This window comes from Pseudidiomarina marina, from assembly GCF_003987045.1.
In the GTDB taxonomy this organism is placed as follows: domain Bacteria; phylum Pseudomonadota; class Gammaproteobacteria; order Enterobacterales; family Alteromonadaceae; genus Pseudidiomarina; species Pseudidiomarina marina.
The window spans coordinates 72,670-88,300 of the sequence record NZ_PIPZ01000001.1 but is presented as its reverse complement, the minus strand read 5'-3'; the positions used below and the strand labels follow the sequence as shown (position 1 = coordinate 88,300).

At 46.7% G+C, this 15,631-nt stretch carries 24 protein-coding genes; 1 reads left to right on the top strand and 23 read right to left on the bottom strand.

The features are described 5' to 3' along the window. Window positions 1-89: 89 nt before the first annotated feature. The 15 genes from rpsQ to CWI76_RS00360 form a co-directional block, all read right to left on the bottom strand. Window positions 90-353, bottom strand: coding sequence for a 30S ribosomal protein S17 (rpsQ, locus tag CWI76_RS00430; protein ID WP_092854207.1), 264 nt, complete (start codon window positions 351-353; stop codon window positions 90-92). Then, the gene (gene rpmC / locus CWI76_RS00425; protein WP_055438609.1) at window positions 353-544 is read right to left on the bottom strand and encodes a 50S ribosomal protein L29; all 192 of its coding nucleotides are present in this window, start codon (window positions 542-544) and stop codon (window positions 353-355) included. The genes rpsQ and rpmC overlap by 1 nt, the downstream gene beginning before the upstream one ends. Next, a complete protein-coding gene (gene rplP, locus CWI76_RS00420) occupies window positions 544-957 on the bottom strand; it encodes a 50S ribosomal protein L16 (protein ID WP_092854205.1) in 414 nt (137 codons plus the stop codon). The genes rpmC and rplP overlap by 1 nt, the downstream gene beginning before the upstream one ends. Window positions 958-968: 11 nt before the next feature. Further along, window positions 969-1,658 carry a 30S ribosomal protein S3 gene (gene rpsC / locus CWI76_RS00415; RefSeq protein WP_092854203.1) on the bottom strand — a complete coding sequence of 230 codons (690 nt, stop codon included), beginning with the start codon at window positions 1,656-1,658 and terminating at the stop codon, window positions 969-971. Window positions 1,659-1,668: 10 nt separating this feature from the next. After that, a complete protein-coding gene (rplV, locus tag CWI76_RS00410; RefSeq protein WP_055438606.1) occupies window positions 1,669-2,001 on the bottom strand; it encodes a 50S ribosomal protein L22 in 333 nt (110 codons plus the stop codon). Window positions 2,002-2,013: 12 nt separating this feature from the next. Beyond that, window positions 2,014-2,292: a 30S ribosomal protein S19 gene (rpsS, locus tag CWI76_RS00405; RefSeq protein WP_026860408.1), complete on the bottom strand. Its 279-nt coding sequence runs from the start codon at window positions 2,290-2,292 to the stop codon at window positions 2,014-2,016. 16 nt (window positions 2,293-2,308) lie between these two features. Next, window positions 2,309-3,133, bottom strand: a complete 825-nt coding sequence (gene rplB, locus CWI76_RS00400; RefSeq protein WP_092854201.1) for a 50S ribosomal protein L2 — start codon at window positions 3,131-3,133, stop codon at window positions 2,309-2,311. A 14-nt stretch (window positions 3,134-3,147) separates the two neighbouring features. Next, window positions 3,148-3,450, bottom strand: a complete 303-nt coding sequence (rplW, locus tag CWI76_RS00395; protein ID WP_092591572.1) for a 50S ribosomal protein L23 — start codon at window positions 3,448-3,450, stop codon at window positions 3,148-3,150. Continuing rightward, a complete protein-coding gene (gene rplD, locus CWI76_RS00390; RefSeq protein WP_092854199.1) occupies window positions 3,447-4,052 on the bottom strand; it encodes a 50S ribosomal protein L4 in 606 nt (201 codons plus the stop codon). Before rplD ends, rplW begins: the two co-directional genes overlap by 4 nt. Window positions 4,053-4,070: 18 nt before the next feature. After that, entirely contained in the window at window positions 4,071-4,715 is a 645-nt protein-coding gene (gene rplC, locus CWI76_RS00385) for a 50S ribosomal protein L3 (protein WP_126758430.1), read from the bottom strand. A 38-nt stretch (window positions 4,716-4,753) separates the two neighbouring features. Further along, complete coding sequence (gene rpsJ, locus CWI76_RS00380) at window positions 4,754-5,065, bottom strand: 30S ribosomal protein S10 (RefSeq protein WP_008488677.1); 312 nt, start codon at window positions 5,063-5,065, stop codon at window positions 4,754-4,756. A gap of 362 nt (window positions 5,066-5,427) precedes the next feature. Continuing rightward, on the bottom strand, window positions 5,428-6,612 hold the full coding sequence (locus CWI76_RS00375) for a dipeptidase (RefSeq protein ID WP_126759336.1): 1,185 nt from the start codon (window positions 6,610-6,612) through the stop codon (window positions 5,428-5,430). 202 nt (window positions 6,613-6,814) lie between these two features. Further along, window positions 6,815-7,087 (bottom strand): hypothetical protein, encoded by a 273-nt coding sequence (locus CWI76_RS00370; protein ID WP_126758429.1) that lies wholly within the window; start codon window positions 7,085-7,087, stop codon window positions 6,815-6,817. 178 nt (window positions 7,088-7,265) lie between these two features. Next, window positions 7,266-8,288 carry a tRNA dihydrouridine(20/20a) synthase DusA gene (dusA, locus tag CWI76_RS00365; RefSeq protein WP_126758428.1) on the bottom strand — a complete coding sequence of 341 codons (1,023 nt, stop codon included), beginning with the start codon at window positions 8,286-8,288 and terminating at the stop codon, window positions 7,266-7,268. A 52-nt stretch (window positions 8,289-8,340) separates the two neighbouring features. Continuing rightward, window positions 8,341-9,882 (bottom strand): amidase, encoded by a 1,542-nt coding sequence (locus tag CWI76_RS00360; protein ID WP_126758427.1) that lies wholly within the window; start codon window positions 9,880-9,882, stop codon window positions 8,341-8,343. A gap of 69 nt (window positions 9,883-9,951) precedes the next feature. On the opposite strand from CWI76_RS00360, the gene zur reads away from it, so the two are divergent. Further along, complete coding sequence (gene zur, locus CWI76_RS00355; RefSeq protein WP_126758426.1) at window positions 9,952-10,392, top strand: zinc uptake transcriptional repressor Zur; 441 nt, start codon at window positions 9,952-9,954, stop codon at window positions 10,390-10,392. A gap of 14 nt (window positions 10,393-10,406) precedes the next feature. Here zur and dnaB read toward each other — a convergent pair whose 3' ends face one another. The 8 genes from dnaB to rpsF all read right to left on the bottom strand — a co-directional run bounded on the left by dnaB (window position 10,407) and on the right by rpsF (window position 15,597). Further along, on the bottom strand, window positions 10,407-11,837 hold the full coding sequence (gene dnaB, locus CWI76_RS00350) for a replicative DNA helicase (protein WP_126758425.1): 1,431 nt from the start codon (window positions 11,835-11,837) through the stop codon (window positions 10,407-10,409). Window positions 11,838-11,950: 113 nt separating this feature from the next. After that, complete coding sequence (locus CWI76_RS00345; protein ID WP_126758424.1) at window positions 11,951-12,898, bottom strand: DUF4097 family beta strand repeat-containing protein; 948 nt, start codon at window positions 12,896-12,898, stop codon at window positions 11,951-11,953. 13 nt (window positions 12,899-12,911) lie between these two features. Further along, window positions 12,912-13,442, bottom strand: coding sequence for a hypothetical protein (locus tag CWI76_RS00340; RefSeq protein WP_126758423.1), 531 nt, complete (start codon window positions 13,440-13,442; stop codon window positions 12,912-12,914). After that, entirely contained in the window at window positions 13,429-13,998 is a 570-nt protein-coding gene (locus CWI76_RS00335; RefSeq protein ID WP_241967915.1) for an RNA polymerase sigma factor, read from the bottom strand. Before CWI76_RS00335 ends, CWI76_RS00340 begins: the two co-directional genes overlap by 14 nt. A 153-nt stretch (window positions 13,999-14,151) precedes the next feature. Continuing rightward, window positions 14,152-14,604: a 50S ribosomal protein L9 gene (gene rplI / locus CWI76_RS00330; RefSeq protein WP_126758422.1), complete on the bottom strand. Its 453-nt coding sequence runs from the start codon at window positions 14,602-14,604 to the stop codon at window positions 14,152-14,154. Between the two features lie 43 nt (window positions 14,605-14,647). After that, window positions 14,648-14,875, bottom strand: coding sequence for a 30S ribosomal protein S18 (rpsR, locus tag CWI76_RS00325; RefSeq protein WP_006956988.1), 228 nt, complete (start codon window positions 14,873-14,875; stop codon window positions 14,648-14,650). 10 nt (window positions 14,876-14,885) lie between these two features. After that, window positions 14,886-15,188 (bottom strand): primosomal replication protein N, encoded by a 303-nt coding sequence (gene priB, locus CWI76_RS00320; protein ID WP_241967914.1) that lies wholly within the window; start codon window positions 15,186-15,188, stop codon window positions 14,886-14,888. Between the two features lie 34 nt (window positions 15,189-15,222). Further along, window positions 15,223-15,597 carry a 30S ribosomal protein S6 gene (gene rpsF / locus CWI76_RS00315; protein ID WP_126758420.1) on the bottom strand — a complete coding sequence of 125 codons (375 nt, stop codon included), beginning with the start codon at window positions 15,595-15,597 and terminating at the stop codon, window positions 15,223-15,225. Window positions 15,598-15,631 lie beyond the last annotated feature (34 nt).

Below are 15,631 nucleotides of genomic sequence, written 5' to 3'. Positions count from 1 at the left end.
TTATAGCGTTGATTGAGAAAATTTCCTGAACACAAAAAAAACGACCACCCGAGGGTGGTCGTTTATTAATCACGTTATTAAGTAATCGGTTAGATTACTTCAGCGCGCTCTACAATCTCAACTAGTGCCCAAGACTTCGTCTTAGATACTGGACGAGTTTCGCGAATAATCACGGTATCGCCAGCTTTACACTCGTTGTTTTCGTCGTGTGCGTGTAACTTGGTGGTACGGGTAATGTACTTACCATATACCGGGTGTTTTACACGGCGAGTTACAGCTACAGTGATAGACTTGTCCATCTTGTCGCTAGTAACACGACCTTGCAGAGTACGAACACGTTTTTCTTCAGCCATTACGCACCTGCCTTCTGATTCAAGATAGTTTTCACACGTGCGATATCACGACGCACTTGCTTCAACATGTGAGTTTGATTCAGCTGACCAGTGGCTGCTTGCATGCGCAGGTTAAACTGCTCACGACGCAAACCTAACAACTCTTCGTTCAGCTGCTCAACGGTTTTTTCTTTCAGTTCGTTCGCTTTCATTACATCACCGTCCGAGTCACAAAGGTGGTTTTGAATGGCAGCTTACGTGCCGCAAGGTCAAACGCTTCACGCGCTAACTCTTCCGAAACACCGTCCATTTCATACAGGACACGACCTGGCTGAATTTGAGCTACCCAGTATTCCACGCTACCTTTACCTTTACCCATACGCACTTCAAGAGGCTTCTGAGTGATTGGCTTGTCAGGGAACACGCGGATCCAAATTTTACCTTGACGTTTCACGTGACGCGTCATGGCACGACGAGCCGCTTCGATTTGGCGAGCAGTCATACGACCACGCTCAACCGATTTCAAACCGAAAGTACCGAAGCTGACCTTGTTACCTGCTTGCGCCAGGCCGCGGTTACGGCCTTTGTGTACCTTACGGAATTTAGTACGCTTTGGTTGTAACATATCGTATCTCCTTACTTACGGCCTTTAGGGCGTTTTGCTGGAGCTGCTGGCTTTTCTTCAGCAACTGGCATGCCGCCAAGAACTTCGCCTTTGAAGATCCATACTTTGATACCAATGATACCGTAAGTGGTGTTAGCTTCAGCGGTTGAGTAGTCGATATCCGCACGCAATGTGTGCAATGGAACACGACCTTCGCGGTACCATTCGGTACGTGCGATTTCCGCGCCGCCTAAACGGCCACTAACTTCAACTTTGATACCTTTGGCGCCAAGACGCATGGCGTTTTGAACCGCGCGCTTCATTGCACGACGGAACATGACACGACGCTCTAGCTGGCCAGCGATGTTTTCAGCAACCAGTTGTGAATCAAGCTCAGGCTTGCGCACTTCTGAGATGTTGATTTGCGCAGGAACACCAGTCAGTTTAGAAACTGCTTGACGCAACTTCTCAACGTCTTCGCCTTTCTTACCAATCACAACACCTGGACGTGCAGTGTGGATAGTCACGCGGATGCTCTTCGCTGGACGCTCGATGACGATACGTGAAACTGACGCGTTAGCCAGTTCTTTGTTCAACATCTTGCGAACCAAGTGATCGCTGTGCAGGTTATCAGCAAAATCTTTCGTATTCGCGAACCAGGTTGAATTCCATGGTTTGGTGATACCTAGGCGAATACCATTAGGATGTACTTTCTGACCCATAATTTATCTCCTAGCTATCTGATACAACCACAGTAATGTGGCTGGTACGCTTAAAGATACGATCAGCACGACCTTTCGCACGAGGCTTGATGCGTTTCATGGTTGGACCTTCGTCTACCATTACTTTAGCAACTTTTAACTCGTCGATGTCGGCACCTTCGTTGTGTTCAGCATTCGCGATAGCTGACTCCAACACCTTCTTCAGCAGCACAGCTGCGTCTTTAGGGCTGTAGTTCAGAATATCCAGAGCTTTCGCTACTGGTAATCCGCGAATCTGATCCGCTACCAAACGGCCCTTTTGCGCAGAAAGCTTGGCAAACTTGTGAATAGCAATAGCTTCCATCTTATGTCTCCCTTAGCGTTTCTTCGCTTTCTTATCAGCGGCGTGGCCACGATAAGTGCGGGTTGGTGCGAATTCACCAAGCTTGTGACCAATCATTTCGTCAGAAACGAAAACTGGTACGTGCTGGCGACCGTTATGAACAGCGATAGTTAAGCCGATCATATCAGGGATAATCATTGAACGACGGGACCAAGTTTTAATTGGCTTTTTGTCCCCGGCTTCCAACGCTTTCTCCACCTTATTCAGTAGGTGAAGGTCGATAAATGGACCTTTTTTAAGAGAACGTGGCATGTCTAATCCTCAACTCTTATTTGTTGCGACGACGTACGATGAACTTATCAGTACGCTTGTTCTTACGGGTCTTATAACCCTTAGTCGGAGTACCCCAAGGAGTAACCGGATGACGGCCACCAGAAGTACGACCTTCACCACCACCGTGTGGGTGATCAACTGGGTTCATCGCCACACCACGAACGGTAGGACGAACACCACGCCAGCGCTGCGCACCAGCTTTACCCAATTGACGCAGCATGTGCTCTGCGTTACCTACTTCACCGATGGTTGCACGGCAATCCGACTGAATGCGGCGCATTTCGCCAGAACGCAAACGTACAGTTACGTACGCGCCATCGCGAGCTAGAAGCTGTACTGACGCACCAGCTGAACGAGCCAACTGAGCACCTTTACCAGGCTTCATTTCGATAGCGTGAATCACTGAACCCACTGGGATATTGCGCAGTGGAAGTGCGTTACCGCTTTTAATCGGTGCATCTGAACCAGATACGATTTGATCGCCAGCTTTCATGCCTTTTGGAGCAAGAATGTAGCGACGCTCACCGTCTGCATACAGAACCAAAGCGATGTTCGCTGAACGGTTTGGATCATATTCCAAACGCTCAACTTTCGCTGGGATACCGTCTTTGTCGCGTTTAAAGTCGACCATACGGTAGTGATGCTTGTGACCACCGCCGATGTGACGAACAGTAATACGACCATTATTGTTACGACCGCCTTTTTTGTTGTTTTTATCCAACAACGGGGCGTAAGGCTTACCTTTGTACAGGTCTTCGTTAACCACTTTAACTACGTGGCGACGACCTGGAGACGTAGGCTTACACTTAACTAATGCCATGTGAATTCCTCCTGTTACTCAGCGCCGCCGACGAAGTCGATGTCCGCACCTTCTTTCAGGGTGACATACGCTTTTTTCCAGTCGCTGCGCTTACCGAAGCGCATGCCGGTACGTTTGGTTTTGCCTTTTACGTTCACAGTGCGAACGCTATCAACCTCAACTTCAAACAACTTTTCTACAGCTGCTTTAATTTGCGGTTTAGTGGCGTCTTTCGCTACTTTGAACACGACAGTGTTAGCTGTTTCTGCAGTCACAGTCGACTTTTCAGAAACGTGAGGAGCCAGAATTACAGTCAGCAAACGTTCTTCGCGCATCATGATAATACCTCCTCGATTTGCTTCACTGCGTCAGCAGTCATCAAAACTTTTTCAAAAGCAATCAAGCTTACAGGGTCAAGACCTTGAACGTCGCGAACGTCAACTTTGTGCAAGTTACGTGCGGCTAAGAACAAGTTCTCGTCAACTTCTTTAGTCACGATAAGAACGTCGTTCAAATCCATTGACTTCAGCTGAGCTGCTAATGCTTTAGTTTTTGGTGATTCAACACCAAACTTCTCTACCACGATTAAACGGTCTTGACGAACAAGTTCAGACAAGATGCTTTTCATCGCACCGCGGTACATTTTCTTATTTACTTTTTGGTCGTGGCTGCGTGGTTTCGCTGCAAACGTAGTACCACCAGAGCGCCAAATTGGGCTACGGATAGTACCTGCGCGAGCGCGGCCAGTACCCTTCTGACGCCATGGCTTTTTGCCACCGCCAGATACTTCAGAACGCGTCTTTTGTGCTTTGGTGCCCTGACGAGCGCCCGCAGCATAAGCAACGACTACCTGATGAATCAGAGCTTCGTTGAACTCACGTCCAAAGGTAGCTTCGGAAACTTCAAGAGCGCCTTTTGCGTCTTTTAATGTTAATTCCATCACCATTCTCCTCAGACGTTACGCCTTAGCCTTGACTGCTGGCTTGACGATTACATCGCCACCAATAGCACCAGGGACAGCACCGCGAATCAGCAACAAGCCACGCTCTGCGTCAACACGTACAACGTCAAGCGTTTGTACAGTTACTTGCTTGTTACCCATTTGACCTGCCATCTTCTTGCCTTTGAATACCCGACCAGGAGACTGGTTTTGACCAATAGAACCCGGCGCACGATGCGACAACGAGTTACCATGGGTAGCGTCCTGAGTACGGAAATTCCAGCGCTTAACAGCACCTTGGAAACCTTTACCTTTTGAGGTACCGGTAACGTCTACTTGTTTGGTGTCTGCAAAAATCTCAACAGTGATTTCAGAACCTACTGCAAAATCTTCACCTTCACCGCTCTCTAGGCGGAATTCCCAGAGACCGCGACCTGCTTCAACACCCGCTTTCGCGAAGTGACCAGCAAGTGGTTTAGTAACGCGGTTTGCTTTTTTAGTACCTGTAGTCACTTGAAGCGCGCGATAACCGTCAGTTTCCTCAGATTTAACCTGAGTCACACGGTTTGCTGTCACTTCGATCACAGTAACAGGTACAGAAGCGCCGTCTTCTTGGAAGACGCGAGTCATTCCTACTTTACGACCGACTAGACCAATAGCCATTGTTAAAACCTCTCGTGTGTAATCCTATTACTGCCCGCTTAGCCCAGGCTGATCTGTACATCAACACCCGCTGCAAGGTCTAAACGCATTAATGCGTCTACAGTCTTGTCAGTTGGGTCCATGATGTCGATCAAACGCTTGTGGGTACGGATCTCGTACTGGTCACGCGCATCTTTGTTCACGTGTGGAGAAATCAACACGGTGAAACGTTCTTTGCGTGTAGGTAGTGGAATTGGGCCACGTACCTGAGCACCAGTGCGTTTTGCAGTCTCAACGATTTCTGCAGTCGACTGGTCAATCAGACGATGATCGAACGCTTTCAAGCGAATCCGAATTCTTTGATTAGCCATAAAAAATCAAAGCCTCAATTAAAGAGCATTTAAAAAAGAGCACAGAAAAAAACCGACACCCTGGCAGCATACCGGGCGTGGCATTTTCAACGAAAAATCCATTCAATCCCCTATCGGGACTGCTGTGGCAACCTAACACAGCTGTGAGCGCTCCAAGGAGTTCATCAACTGTGGCCGCGAATTATACACTTTTGAAGGGAAAAAGCAACGTCGTTATTGGTTATTCGTTATTGGTTATTCGTTATTGGTTATTCGTGGAAAAGAAAAATCTCCGCTCACGGAGTGAGACGGAGATTTCGGGATTCAACGCTTTTGGTTTTTCGTTTTCTCGAATAACGAGTAACGAATAACCAATAACGCCTTTAATGTTTGGCGGCGTAGTCTTCTACTTCGCGCCACACACGTACAAAGTTTTTATACAGAATCTTCTCAATTTCTTCTTCACTGTAGCCCCGGTCAAGAAGCCCTTGAACCAAGTTTGGATAAGTTGAGACATCCTTCAAGCCCACCGGCAGTGAGTCACCAACACCGTCGTAATCCGAACCAATACCTATGTAATCAATACCAACGAGGTTTTTCACATGGTCAATATGGTTCAGCACTTCTTCAAGGGTCGCGAACGGGAACGGATTTTTTGCGCGTACTTCAGCGATGCGCTTTTCAGCTTCCTCGCTGCCTTCTCCATATTGCTCATTGATCGCAGCAATTTGCTTACGAACGATATCGCCGTATCGGTTTGCTTGCTGCGTAACAAACGATGAGCCGAAGTTGATCATGATAACGCCGCCATTTTCGGCGAGGCCTTTGATCATCTCGTCACTCATATTACGCTCAAAACCTGGCGTATATTTACGTAGCGAAGAATGCGATGCGATAACTGGAACTTGCGAGAGCTCGACGGCTTGCCAGAATGCTTCGTCCGACACGTGAGAAATATCAATCATCACCCCGACGTTGTTCATTTCTTTTACCAGCTCTTTGCCAAATGGACTTAAGCCATTCCATTGACGGCGAATATCGTATGATGAATCTGAGATGTGATTCGACTGGCTGTGTGCCAAGGTAATATAGCGAATACCTCGGTTATAGAATTCGTGGAGGTTGTTTAAGTCGCCTTCAATTGGCGAACCGTTTTCCATACCAAGGGCTAAAGAAATAACGCCGCGCTCTTGTTGCTGCATCACTTGATCGACACTATATGCCATAGCAAATTTTTGCGGGGCTCGCCAAGCTAAGGCTTCCATACTATCAATAAGCTGATGCGCTAATTGATAGCTAGCTCCTGGCGTTTGTTCTAATTGCGCTGGAATATAAATCGACATGAACGGAACATTCAAACCGCCCTGCTTTGCACGAGGGTAGTCGAAGTCACCACGTTGTGTTGCGCGTGAAACATCTTCCCAATCGTTATTTAATCGATATGGCACATCAATGTGTGTATCAATAATTAAATTCTTCTGCGCAATTTCATGCGCTTTGTCACTCGCTGTGTATTCTTGTGCTGTGGCAATAGTTGTTAGACTCAGGGCGCCAACCAAACCCAACATAAGTGGCTTATTCACGCAGTAACTTCCTCTTATTATAAGAATTAACGGTGAAAATCAGCCTACCACATGTTTATGTTGTATTCACTCGGATTTGTCGACGCTTATCGCAGCAGTAGCGATGACGACCGCTCCAGCAACCACGGTACCCAATACTGGTGCTGCCATCATCGCGACAAGAAAACTGGATTGCATCCACATGCTGTTATTCCTCGTTACCGGCAATTAAGTCAACGGCAACTTCAGCCACATTAGTCAACATGCGTGATGGATCTAATGCAAATTTTACTTCAGCAATATACTGCATCAACTCAAGTTGGTTTTTTGATTTAACTTGCTGACGCGTGTTGCTAACTTCTTGTGAAATGCTTTCTTTTAAAGACAATTGTAAATTACTGTCTGTTTGTTTTTCTTGTGCTTGCGCTGAACCGAACAATAAAGCAGAAGCTACAACGATTGAAGTGATTGTGGTTTTCATGGGTAATCTCCTAGTTAGTATTCGTGGACTAATTATTTAGTCGCTAGGAGATAAGCAAAGGTTGTGCCAACTTTGGCGGGTGACGCTAAAAAATTTATTTATTCTTTATTTTTCAAAGGCTTGTATATTTTCTTTTTAATTAAAAGTGATCATATACCCGAGCTTCACTGATGTGCAGTTAACTTGTTTCAGTTGCGAAATTAGCCAATTTTTCGGCAAAAAGCGTACGGGCTGATACAACTTCATGGTATGCCGCCTCCAAAACAGGACGCGCAGCAGTAGCTTGCGGACCAAGCTGGCTGAGTACCTGTCGCCACTTTTTAGCACCAGGCCCACCTTGAAACAAACCAATCATATGTCGTAATACATGCCATGGTCGGCCGCCTTGCTCCACATGGTGATCGGTATAGGCAATCATTGTTTCAATAACCAACTCGACGTCAACCTGACGATTATGTCCGAGTAAACCGTCAAACTCAGTTAACAGATATGGATTTTGATAGGCTTCACGGCCAATCATCACGCCATCAACATAGTGTAGATGCTGCTTGATTTCGGCAACACTTTTAATGCCGCCATTAATAGATAGGTGCAAATGCGGGTAACGCTCTTTCATGCGATATACACGATCATAGCGAAGCGGAGGAACGTCCCTATTTTGTTTCGGGCTCAAGCCTTTTAGCCAGGCGTTACGTGCATGCAGAGTAAAATGCTGGCAACCGGCATCCATTACCGGCTCCATAAACGCTTGAAGATACTCGTCACTATCGTGTTCATCAATGCCAAGTCGAGTTTTGACCGAAACAATCGTATTCGGTGCGGCGTCGCGCATCGCTTTAACGCATGCTGCTACAATTTCCGGCTCGGCCATTAAGCAGGCGCCGAAACTACCGTTTTGCACTCGATCTGACGGGCAACCAACATTGATGTTTACTTCTTGATAACCACGTTCAGCTGCTCGCGCAGTGCACTCAGCCATGGCCGCAGGGTCGCTACCACCGAGCTGAAGAACCACGGGTTGCTCTTCAGGGTTAAACTGCAAAAAGTCCATTTTCCCGTGAATAATTGCGCCTGTAGTCACCATTTCAGTGTAAAGCACTGACTTTTGGGTCAATAACCGATGAAAATACCGACAATGCCGATCAGTCCAATCTAACATCGGCGCAATTGCAATTAATTTGTCGGCATCATAATAGGTCATTGTACTTCTTCACTACTGTTTCAATTCGAGCGCGCGATTCTACCACTCTCTACTAGTGAGGGCTAGCCACAACCGGAGCCCGTCGTGCCTGCGTCATCAATTCAAAAGCATGTGCTGCTTCAATCAAAACACCCTCACTACGAGCGGTGCCGAAAAAACTTAATCCAACTGGCATGTGCTGAACAAAACCCATCGGCACAGTAATATGAGGATATCCAGCAACTGCGGCCGCCCCACTCGCTGAACCGGTAAAATGATCACCATTAATTAAATCAATTTTCCATGCCGGTGATACAGTCGGCGCAATAAGCATGTCTAAGTTATGCTCTTTCAAGACCGCATCGATACCTTCTTTGCCCGCTTTGCGTTTAGCATCAGCCTTAGCTTGCTTATAATCCTCATGGTCAGCTTGGCGAGCGACTGACATTTCGAACAATTCTTGTCCAAACCATTTCATGGTGACGCCTGCATGTTCCTTGTTTGCAGCAATAAGGTCTTCCAATGAACTAAAATCCGGATGCGGGCTCTGTTCAAAGTACTCGCGCATGCCATGAGCGAACTCATACAGCAAAACGGTATATTCATCGCCACCCCAATTGCGTCCATTTGGAAATCTGAGGTCATCAACAATAATGGCGCCAGCTGCTTCTAGCTCCTCAATCCGACGATTAAACACGCGGTCAAGCTCGTTATTGTAGCCAGCGAGCTCGCGCATCACACCAATGCGCTTTCCTTTCAAACCATCGGTTTTTAGATGTTCTACATAATTGACTGTATCGTTATAACTCGCGGCATCGCTTTTATCGTAACCCAGCATCGCCATCATTAGATGTACGGCATCGGCGACGCTACGAGCCATTGGTCCGGCCGTATCTTGACTTGCAGAGATCGGGATAATCCCATCGCGGCTGAGTAAACCAACCGTTGGTTTAATGGTCACAATGCCGTTAATGGCAGCCGGACAAACAAGACTACCGTCCGTTTCAGTACCAACCGCAACGGGAATAAAGTTAGCGCTCACCGCGGCAGCTGAACCCGAACTAGAGCCACAAGCGGTGCGTGACTGATCATATGGGTTCTTAACTAAACCACCCAAACTACTCCATCCAGAAGACGAATTGGTCGAGCGAAAGTTCGCCCATTCACTTAAGTTGGCTTTACCCAAAATAATTGCACCGGCTTCGCGCAATTTCGCCACAATAAAAGCATCGTTGGGTGGCATATGGTCACGCAATAAATAAGAACCTGCGGTGTTAGCTAACCCGTCAGCAGTATCAATATTATCTTTCAACAGTACAGGAATACCGTGCATTGAACTGCGAGTTTTCCCGGCTTCACGCTCAGCATCGAGCTGCTTGGCTTGCTGTAATAGCTTCTCACGCTCCTGCACAGACAAAACCGCTTGAAGTTCGGCACCATCACGATTGTGTTGGGCAATTCTATCCAAGTACCGTTCAACCAAAACAACACTGGTCAATTCACCACGGTTTAATTGGTATTGAAGTTGTTCAATTGTCGGATCATCAGCCGCCCATGAATTCGCACTGAACAATACAAAAAACGCCAACCAACAAAGTGCTTTTATTGTTTTCATTTATATTCCTTTCAAGTCACTGACAGATGGCGCTTTGCGCCTGATGAAAGCGATGATAAACTGCTGCTCATGAACACACAAGAAACCCAGCGCCTCGTCAATAAGGCCGAACAACTATGTGAACAACGTGGCGCCCGCTTAACGCCGGCACGCCGCGAGGTTTTTGAGATCCTTGCTGAACAAGAAGGTGCTATTGGTGCTTACGACCTGCTTGATAAACTCAAAGCAGCGGTACCGAATGCTAAACCGCCAACCATTTATCGCGCATTAGATTTCTTGCAAGAGCAGGGTTTTGTTCACAAAATCACATCGTCAAACAGCTACGTATTATGCAGCCATTTTGACCACCAGCATCCGGTACAAATGTTAATTTGTGAGCGTTGCGGATCGGTGCAAGAGATACAATCAGACGGTGTATATGATGCGCTGAAAAAGCAGGCTGAGGGACAAGGTTTCTTAGTTGCTTCGCAAACCATTGAGGCGCACGGCCTCTGCAAAGACTGCCGTTAATAAAGCGAGCGGGCCTAGTAATCAGGCCCGTCTGGCATATCAATCTTCGCTAAATTATCAAAGCGCGAGTAATGTCCTTGGAATTTTAGCTTCACACTGCCAATAGGACCATTACGCTGCTTACCAATAATCACTTCCGCTACGCCCTTTTCTTCACTTTCTGGATGATAAACTTCATCACGATAGATAAACATAATCACGTCGGCATCCTGCTCAATTGAGCCTGATTCACGTAAATCAGAGTTAACCGGCCGTTTGTTGGTGCGTTGTTCCAACGAGCGGTTCAACTGCGACAAAGCAACAACAGGCACTTCAAGTTCTTTCGCTAACGCTTTCAATGAGCGAGAGATTTCAGCAATCTCAAGCGTTCGGTTTTCTGACATACCTGGCACGGTCATTAACTGCAGATAATCGACCATAATCATCGAAAGACCACCACTCTCGCGATAAACACGTCGTGCTCTAGAGCGCACCTCAGTCGGGGTTAATCCAGATGAGTCATCGATATAAATATTATTCTTATCTTTGAGAATATTGATTGTTGAGGCGATACGCGACCATTCGTCTTCTTCGAGTCGCCCAGTACGAATTCTAGTTTGGTCCACATGGCTTAGTGAAGCGAGCATACGCATCATGATTTGTTCCGATGGCATTTCTAAACTAAACACAAGAACGGGTTTCTCAGCGCGCATCGCAATGTTTTCAGCTAGGTTCATTGCAAACGTTGTTTTCCCCATCGATGGACGCGCTGCGACAATAATGAGATCCGACGGTTGTAATCCAGCTGTCATTTGGTCGAGATCATAGAAGCCGGTTGAAGCGCCAGTAATACCATTATGATTTTTACTACGGCTAAGTTCGTCAATTCTATCGATAGTTTTCTGCAGAATTGGCGAGATTGGTTGCGGCCCTTCATTCTCGTTGGTACGTTTTTCGGCAATCTGAAAAACTTTGCTTTCAGCAAGATCAAGAAGTTCGCTGGAAGTTCGGTTTTGGGTGTCAAAACCAGATTCGGCAATTTCATTGGCCACTGCAATCATTTCTCGCAACACTGCGCGCTCGCGTACAATCTGCGCGTAGGCTCTAATGTTTGCTGCACTTGGCGTGTTTTTGGCAATTTCACCTAAGTACGCGAAACCACCAACATCTTGAAGTTCGCCGGAGGTTTCCAATACTTCAGATACTGTGACCAAGTCAATCGGTTGGGTACGCTCGGCTAAATGATGCATGGCTCGATAAATAAGGCGATGCCCGCGATGATAAAAATCATCCGCAATCAATTCCCCAGCAATCGTATCCCAGGCCTGATTATCCAGCATCAACCCACCCAGAACTGATTGCTCTGCTTCAATCGAATGGGGAGGCGTTTTTATTGCATCTAGTTTGGCATCTTTTATTTTTTGCTGTCCTTGCCGTGAATGCTTATCGCTGCGCTTGTCTGCCATGAATGTCCCAGTGAACTAATTTGAACGACCAAGCGAAACTATACAAAATGATGCCTCAGTAAGAAAGCGAATCAGCATAATTTTGCTGATTCGCTTCTTCTCGTTCCAATCAATTACTTTTTAAGAACGATGTCACCGCTAACCGTACGGAAGGTCATTGAGCCGCTACGCTCGCCCAACTGCAAGCTAAGGCGTTGGCCAATGCCGAAGGGTGATTCTTCTGCTTGTTGTTGTGTTAAGTGATTATGGATAGCGCCACCAGCACTTGTTTTAGCATCGATATCGGCGTCAATAGACCCCTTGAACAGCATATTGACTTCACCGCTAACACTCTCAACGCTCACTCGGCCTTCACGAGCTACTTCTAAGTTTGCATCGATATCACCGCTAACACTATTCACCTGAAGTGACTCGATACGTTGCAAGCGCAACTCGATATCACCAGAAACAGCTTCTACACGCACAACCTTGGCATTTGTTTTTGCGGCCAAGTCACCACTCACGCTGGAATAAGTTGCACGTGAGCTATCACTGCCATGGTCCTTCACATCGCCACTCACGCTGCGTAGTGCTAGTTCGCCGGCAAGACCTTTTCCTTCGATATCGCCGCTTACAGACTCAAGCTGTGCGTTACCAACAAGTTGTGAAGCCGCAATATCTCCGCTGACGGTATTCGCCGTTACGGCTGATTTAAAGTTTGATACTTTAAAATCTACTGATACGCCGCGAGCTTCTACTCTAGCGGTTTCAGGTAATGTTATTGTCAGATCGTTACCATCGTTATCGTTGTAATTACCACGCTTTGGCATTTCAACTTTAATCGTCAAAGTATCGCCGTTTAACTCAAAAACAAACTTCTCAGCGTGTTTGTCCAAGCGACCAGTAACGTGGGCAACATTATTTGAACCACCTCGAATATCCACTTCGCCACGCATTGTATCAATAACAACGCGTGCATTTGCTGGAATGTCTAGTTTCTGGTCAACTCGTTCGCCCTGAGCCTGTGCTGAAAACGATAGCGCGATTACAACGGCGCCAATCAACATATTAAATACTTTCATGGTCGTACTCCTGTTACACCTGCTGATAGGTGCGTGGTTGTTGATACATAACTTTTAATAAATCGAGTTCTTGCTGATGCAGCCATTGGAGAAACTGCCACAACTCACTATTATCCGGATCGAGTCGCAATTGCTCTGTGACTTGCACAGCAGCGCTACGCAATTGTTCAAGCTCAGATTGCAGCTCTGAAAAAGTAGGTTGTAAACCAGCATCTTCATAGTTCGCTAAAAGTATCTGGCGTTGTTGTTGATGCTGCTGCGTCACCATGGTCAACAGTTCAAGCTGTTGCCCATTGACGGTTGTACTGACTGAATTCATCGATAAGCTCAAGGTAACGCCAACAATGACAAATATCGAAGCCGCCGCACCAGTGAACCACACCCAGTAATTGCTAGGTTTACGTTTCAACGTGACTTGACTGCGACTGATACTCGCTTCAATACCACGCCAAAGATCTCGCGGAGGGGTTACTTCACGGTTTTCAGCGATGGCTTGTTGGATAAGCGCATCAAGCTTTTGAGCTCGGTTATCATGCGTTGTCATAACTTAGCCACTCCTCTAATAATGTTCGGGCGCGAAATACCTGCGCTTTGCTAGTGCCTACTGCTATACCTAACTCCTCGGCCACGTCTTCATGGCGCATTCCCTCTAAACAATGCAGCACGAAAACCCAGCGCATCTGTAACGGAAGTCGTTTTACTAAGTGATCCAGTTGGTTTAAGTCAGCACTATCTTCTTGCACCAGTTGCTGTTCAAATTGCGCTTGGTTCTCGCCAGCTAACTGCAATTTGCTGAGACGCTTCGTTTGTTTACGCAATTCGGTTATTGCCACACGTGTCGCGACAGTATGTAACCACGTACTAAACTTGCTCTCACCGCGAAATCGTTCGAGATTCTTCCACAGCTGAATAAACACTTCTTGCGTCACATCCTGAGCGGCATCATGATCGGCCGCGAGTCTCAGTACCAAACCGTAAACTCGGCGATGGTGCCGTTCATAAATTTCTCGAAACGCCTGGAGATCGCCAGCACCGGCTTTTTTAGCAAGTGCGATGTCAGGATCATCAAACTGCGTTGTTGTTAGTATTTGGGCTGTCACTGTTAGTCCTTGATTCAGTTGGTACAGCTAAGTGTTATTTCTCGTACCTAGTATGTCGTCACTAACCACATTATGGTTTACACGATTTAAAAAAAATCCAAAAAAAAAGCTGCCCGAATGGACAGCTTTCTTAAATTGATAACTGCGACTCAATTAGTCAGCAGCAACAACCTGTAACTTCACAGTAGCAAATACGTCTGAGTGCAAGTGCAACTCGATGTCGTATTCACCAACTTCACGCAAAGTACCGTGTGGTAATAATACTTCAGCTTTCACAACTTCAACGCCTGCAGCAGTTACTGCATCCGCGATGTCGCGAGTACCGATTGAACCAAACAACTTACCTTCGTCACCAGCTTTAGAGCTAATCACAACCGGCTCAAGTGCATTGATTTTTTCTGCACGTGCTTGCGCTGCTGCTAACTCTTCTGCCAATTTAGCTTCAAGTTCAGCACGACGCTCTTCAAATACTTTGATGTTCGCTTCGGTAGCAGGAACTGCTTTACCTTGTGGGAACAAAAAGTTACGTGCATAGCCAGACTTAACTGAAACTTGGTCACCCAAGCTACCTAAGTTGGCAATTTTGTCTAATAGAATGATTTCCATTGTACGCTACCTCTGAGTTTCTGAGATCGTTCGCGATGCCGGCTTACTGATGTGAATCAGTGTAAGGCAGCAACGACAAGTAACGTGCACGTTTAATTGCACGCGCCAACTGACGCTGGTACTTCGCAGAAGTGCCAGTGATGCGGCTAGGAACGATTTTGCCACTCTCAGTGATATAGTTTTTCAGAGTAGCGATATCTTTGTAATCAATTTCTTTAACGCCTTCAGCCTTAAAACGGCAGAATTTACGGCGACGGAAAAAACGAGCCATGATGGTCTCCTCAAATCTTCACAAGTTGCTGGGCGTGTAGTACTAATTTGCCAATACCGTTTTTATCTTCTATTCGATTCAAAAAACCAGTGGCTTGTACTGCAGTTCCAACCTTTAATTCGTTTGCCCATTGCGGTGCTTTCTCGCCACTTAAAACCACAGTAATTCTGACATAACTGCGACGTGGGAGACCGGCTTCAATTTGTTCAGAAATATGTTCTAAGACAAATCGTAAGTGGCTAATGCCAGCCGGACTGTGCGTCAATTGAGGCGGTTTGATAATCTCGCCGCTTACGCAATAGTTATTTTGCACAGGCTCCACAATAGTAGACTCAGTGAGTTACGGCTTATGCCGCTTCGCTGTCGTCTTGCTCTTCGTTACGGCTTTCGCTCTTACGCGGCTCGTCTTTCTTGCTCAATGGAGAAGCTTCAGTTTCCGCTTCTTTCTTGCGCATGATCATGCTGCGTAATACCGCATCGTTGTAACGGAAAGCTGTTTCCAGCTCTTCAACAACTTCAGCAGTCGCTTCGATGTTCATCAACACGTAGTGTGCTTTGTGCAACTTGTTGATTGGGTATGCCAACTGACGACGGCCCCAGTCTTCTAAACGATGAATGGTACCGCTTCCCTGTTTGATGGTCTCGCTGTAACGCTCGATCATGCCAGGGACTTGCTCGCTCTGGTCTGGATGGACCATGAATACGATTTCATAATGACGCATTTCTGCTCCTTATGGTTCATAGCTACTGACTGGC

Excerpts from the sequence above, each read along its gene's own strand:
- rpsQ (WP_092854207.1), bottom strand. The coding sequence starts at position 353 with ATGGCTGAAGAAAAACGTGTTCGTACTCTGCAAGGTCGTGTTACTAGC.
- rpmC (WP_055438609.1), bottom strand. The coding sequence starts at position 544 with ATGAAAGCGAACGAACTGAAAGAAAAAACCGTTGAGCAGCTGAACGAA.
- rplP (WP_092854205.1), bottom strand. The coding sequence starts at position 957 with ATGTTACAACCAAAGCGTACTAAATTCCGTAAGGTACACAAAGGCCGT.
- rpsC (WP_092854203.1), bottom strand. The coding sequence starts at position 1,658 with ATGGGTCAGAAAGTACATCCTAATGGTATTCGCCTAGGTATCACCAAA.
- rplV (WP_055438606.1), bottom strand. The coding sequence starts at position 2,001 with ATGGAAGCTATTGCTATTCACAAGTTTGCCAAGCTTTCTGCGCAAAAG.
- rpsS (WP_026860408.1), bottom strand. The coding sequence starts at position 2,292 with ATGCCACGTTCTCTTAAAAAAGGTCCATTTATCGACCTTCACCTACTG.
- rplB (WP_092854201.1), bottom strand. The coding sequence starts at position 3,133 with ATGGCATTAGTTAAGTGTAAGCCTACGTCTCCAGGTCGTCGCCACGTA.
- rplW (WP_092591572.1), bottom strand. The coding sequence starts at position 3,450 with ATGATGCGCGAAGAACGTTTGCTGACTGTAATTCTGGCTCCTCACGTT.
- rplD (WP_092854199.1), bottom strand. The coding sequence starts at position 4,052 with ATGGAATTAACATTAAAAGACGCAAAAGGCGCTCTTGAAGTTTCCGAA.
- rplC (WP_126758430.1), bottom strand. The coding sequence starts at position 4,715 with ATGGCTATTGGTCTAGTCGGTCGTAAAGTAGGAATGACTCGCGTCTTC.
- rpsJ (WP_008488677.1), bottom strand. The coding sequence starts at position 5,065 with ATGGCTAATCAAAGAATTCGGATTCGCTTGAAAGCGTTCGATCATCGT.
- CWI76_RS00375 (WP_126759336.1), bottom strand. The coding sequence starts at position 6,612 with ATGTTGGGTTTGGTTGGCGCCCTGAGTCTAACAACTATTGCCACAGCA.
- CWI76_RS00370 (WP_126758429.1), bottom strand. The coding sequence starts at position 7,087 with ATGAAAACCACAATCACTTCAATCGTTGTAGCTTCTGCTTTATTGTTC.
- dusA (WP_126758428.1), bottom strand. The coding sequence starts at position 8,288 with ATGACCTATTATGATGCCGACAAATTAATTGCAATTGCGCCGATGTTA.
- CWI76_RS00360 (WP_126758427.1), bottom strand. The coding sequence starts at position 9,882 with ATGAAAACAATAAAAGCACTTTGTTGGTTGGCGTTTTTTGTATTGTTC.
- zur (WP_126758426.1), top strand. The coding sequence starts at position 9,952 with ATGAACACACAAGAAACCCAGCGCCTCGTCAATAAGGCCGAACAACTA.
- dnaB (WP_126758425.1), bottom strand. The coding sequence starts at position 11,837 with ATGGCAGACAAGCGCAGCGATAAGCATTCACGGCAAGGACAGCAAAAA.
- CWI76_RS00345 (WP_126758424.1), bottom strand. The coding sequence starts at position 12,898 with ATGAAAGTATTTAATATGTTGATTGGCGCCGTTGTAATCGCGCTATCG.
- CWI76_RS00340 (WP_126758423.1), bottom strand. The coding sequence starts at position 13,442 with ATGACAACGCATGATAACCGAGCTCAAAAGCTTGATGCGCTTATCCAA.
- rplI (WP_126758422.1), bottom strand. The coding sequence starts at position 14,604 with ATGGAAATCATTCTATTAGACAAAATTGCCAACTTAGGTAGCTTGGGT.
- rpsR (WP_006956988.1), bottom strand. The coding sequence starts at position 14,875 with ATGGCTCGTTTTTTCCGTCGCCGTAAATTCTGCCGTTTTAAGGCTGAA.
- rpsF (WP_126758420.1), bottom strand. The coding sequence starts at position 15,597 with ATGCGTCATTATGAAATCGTATTCATGGTCCATCCAGACCAGAGCGAG.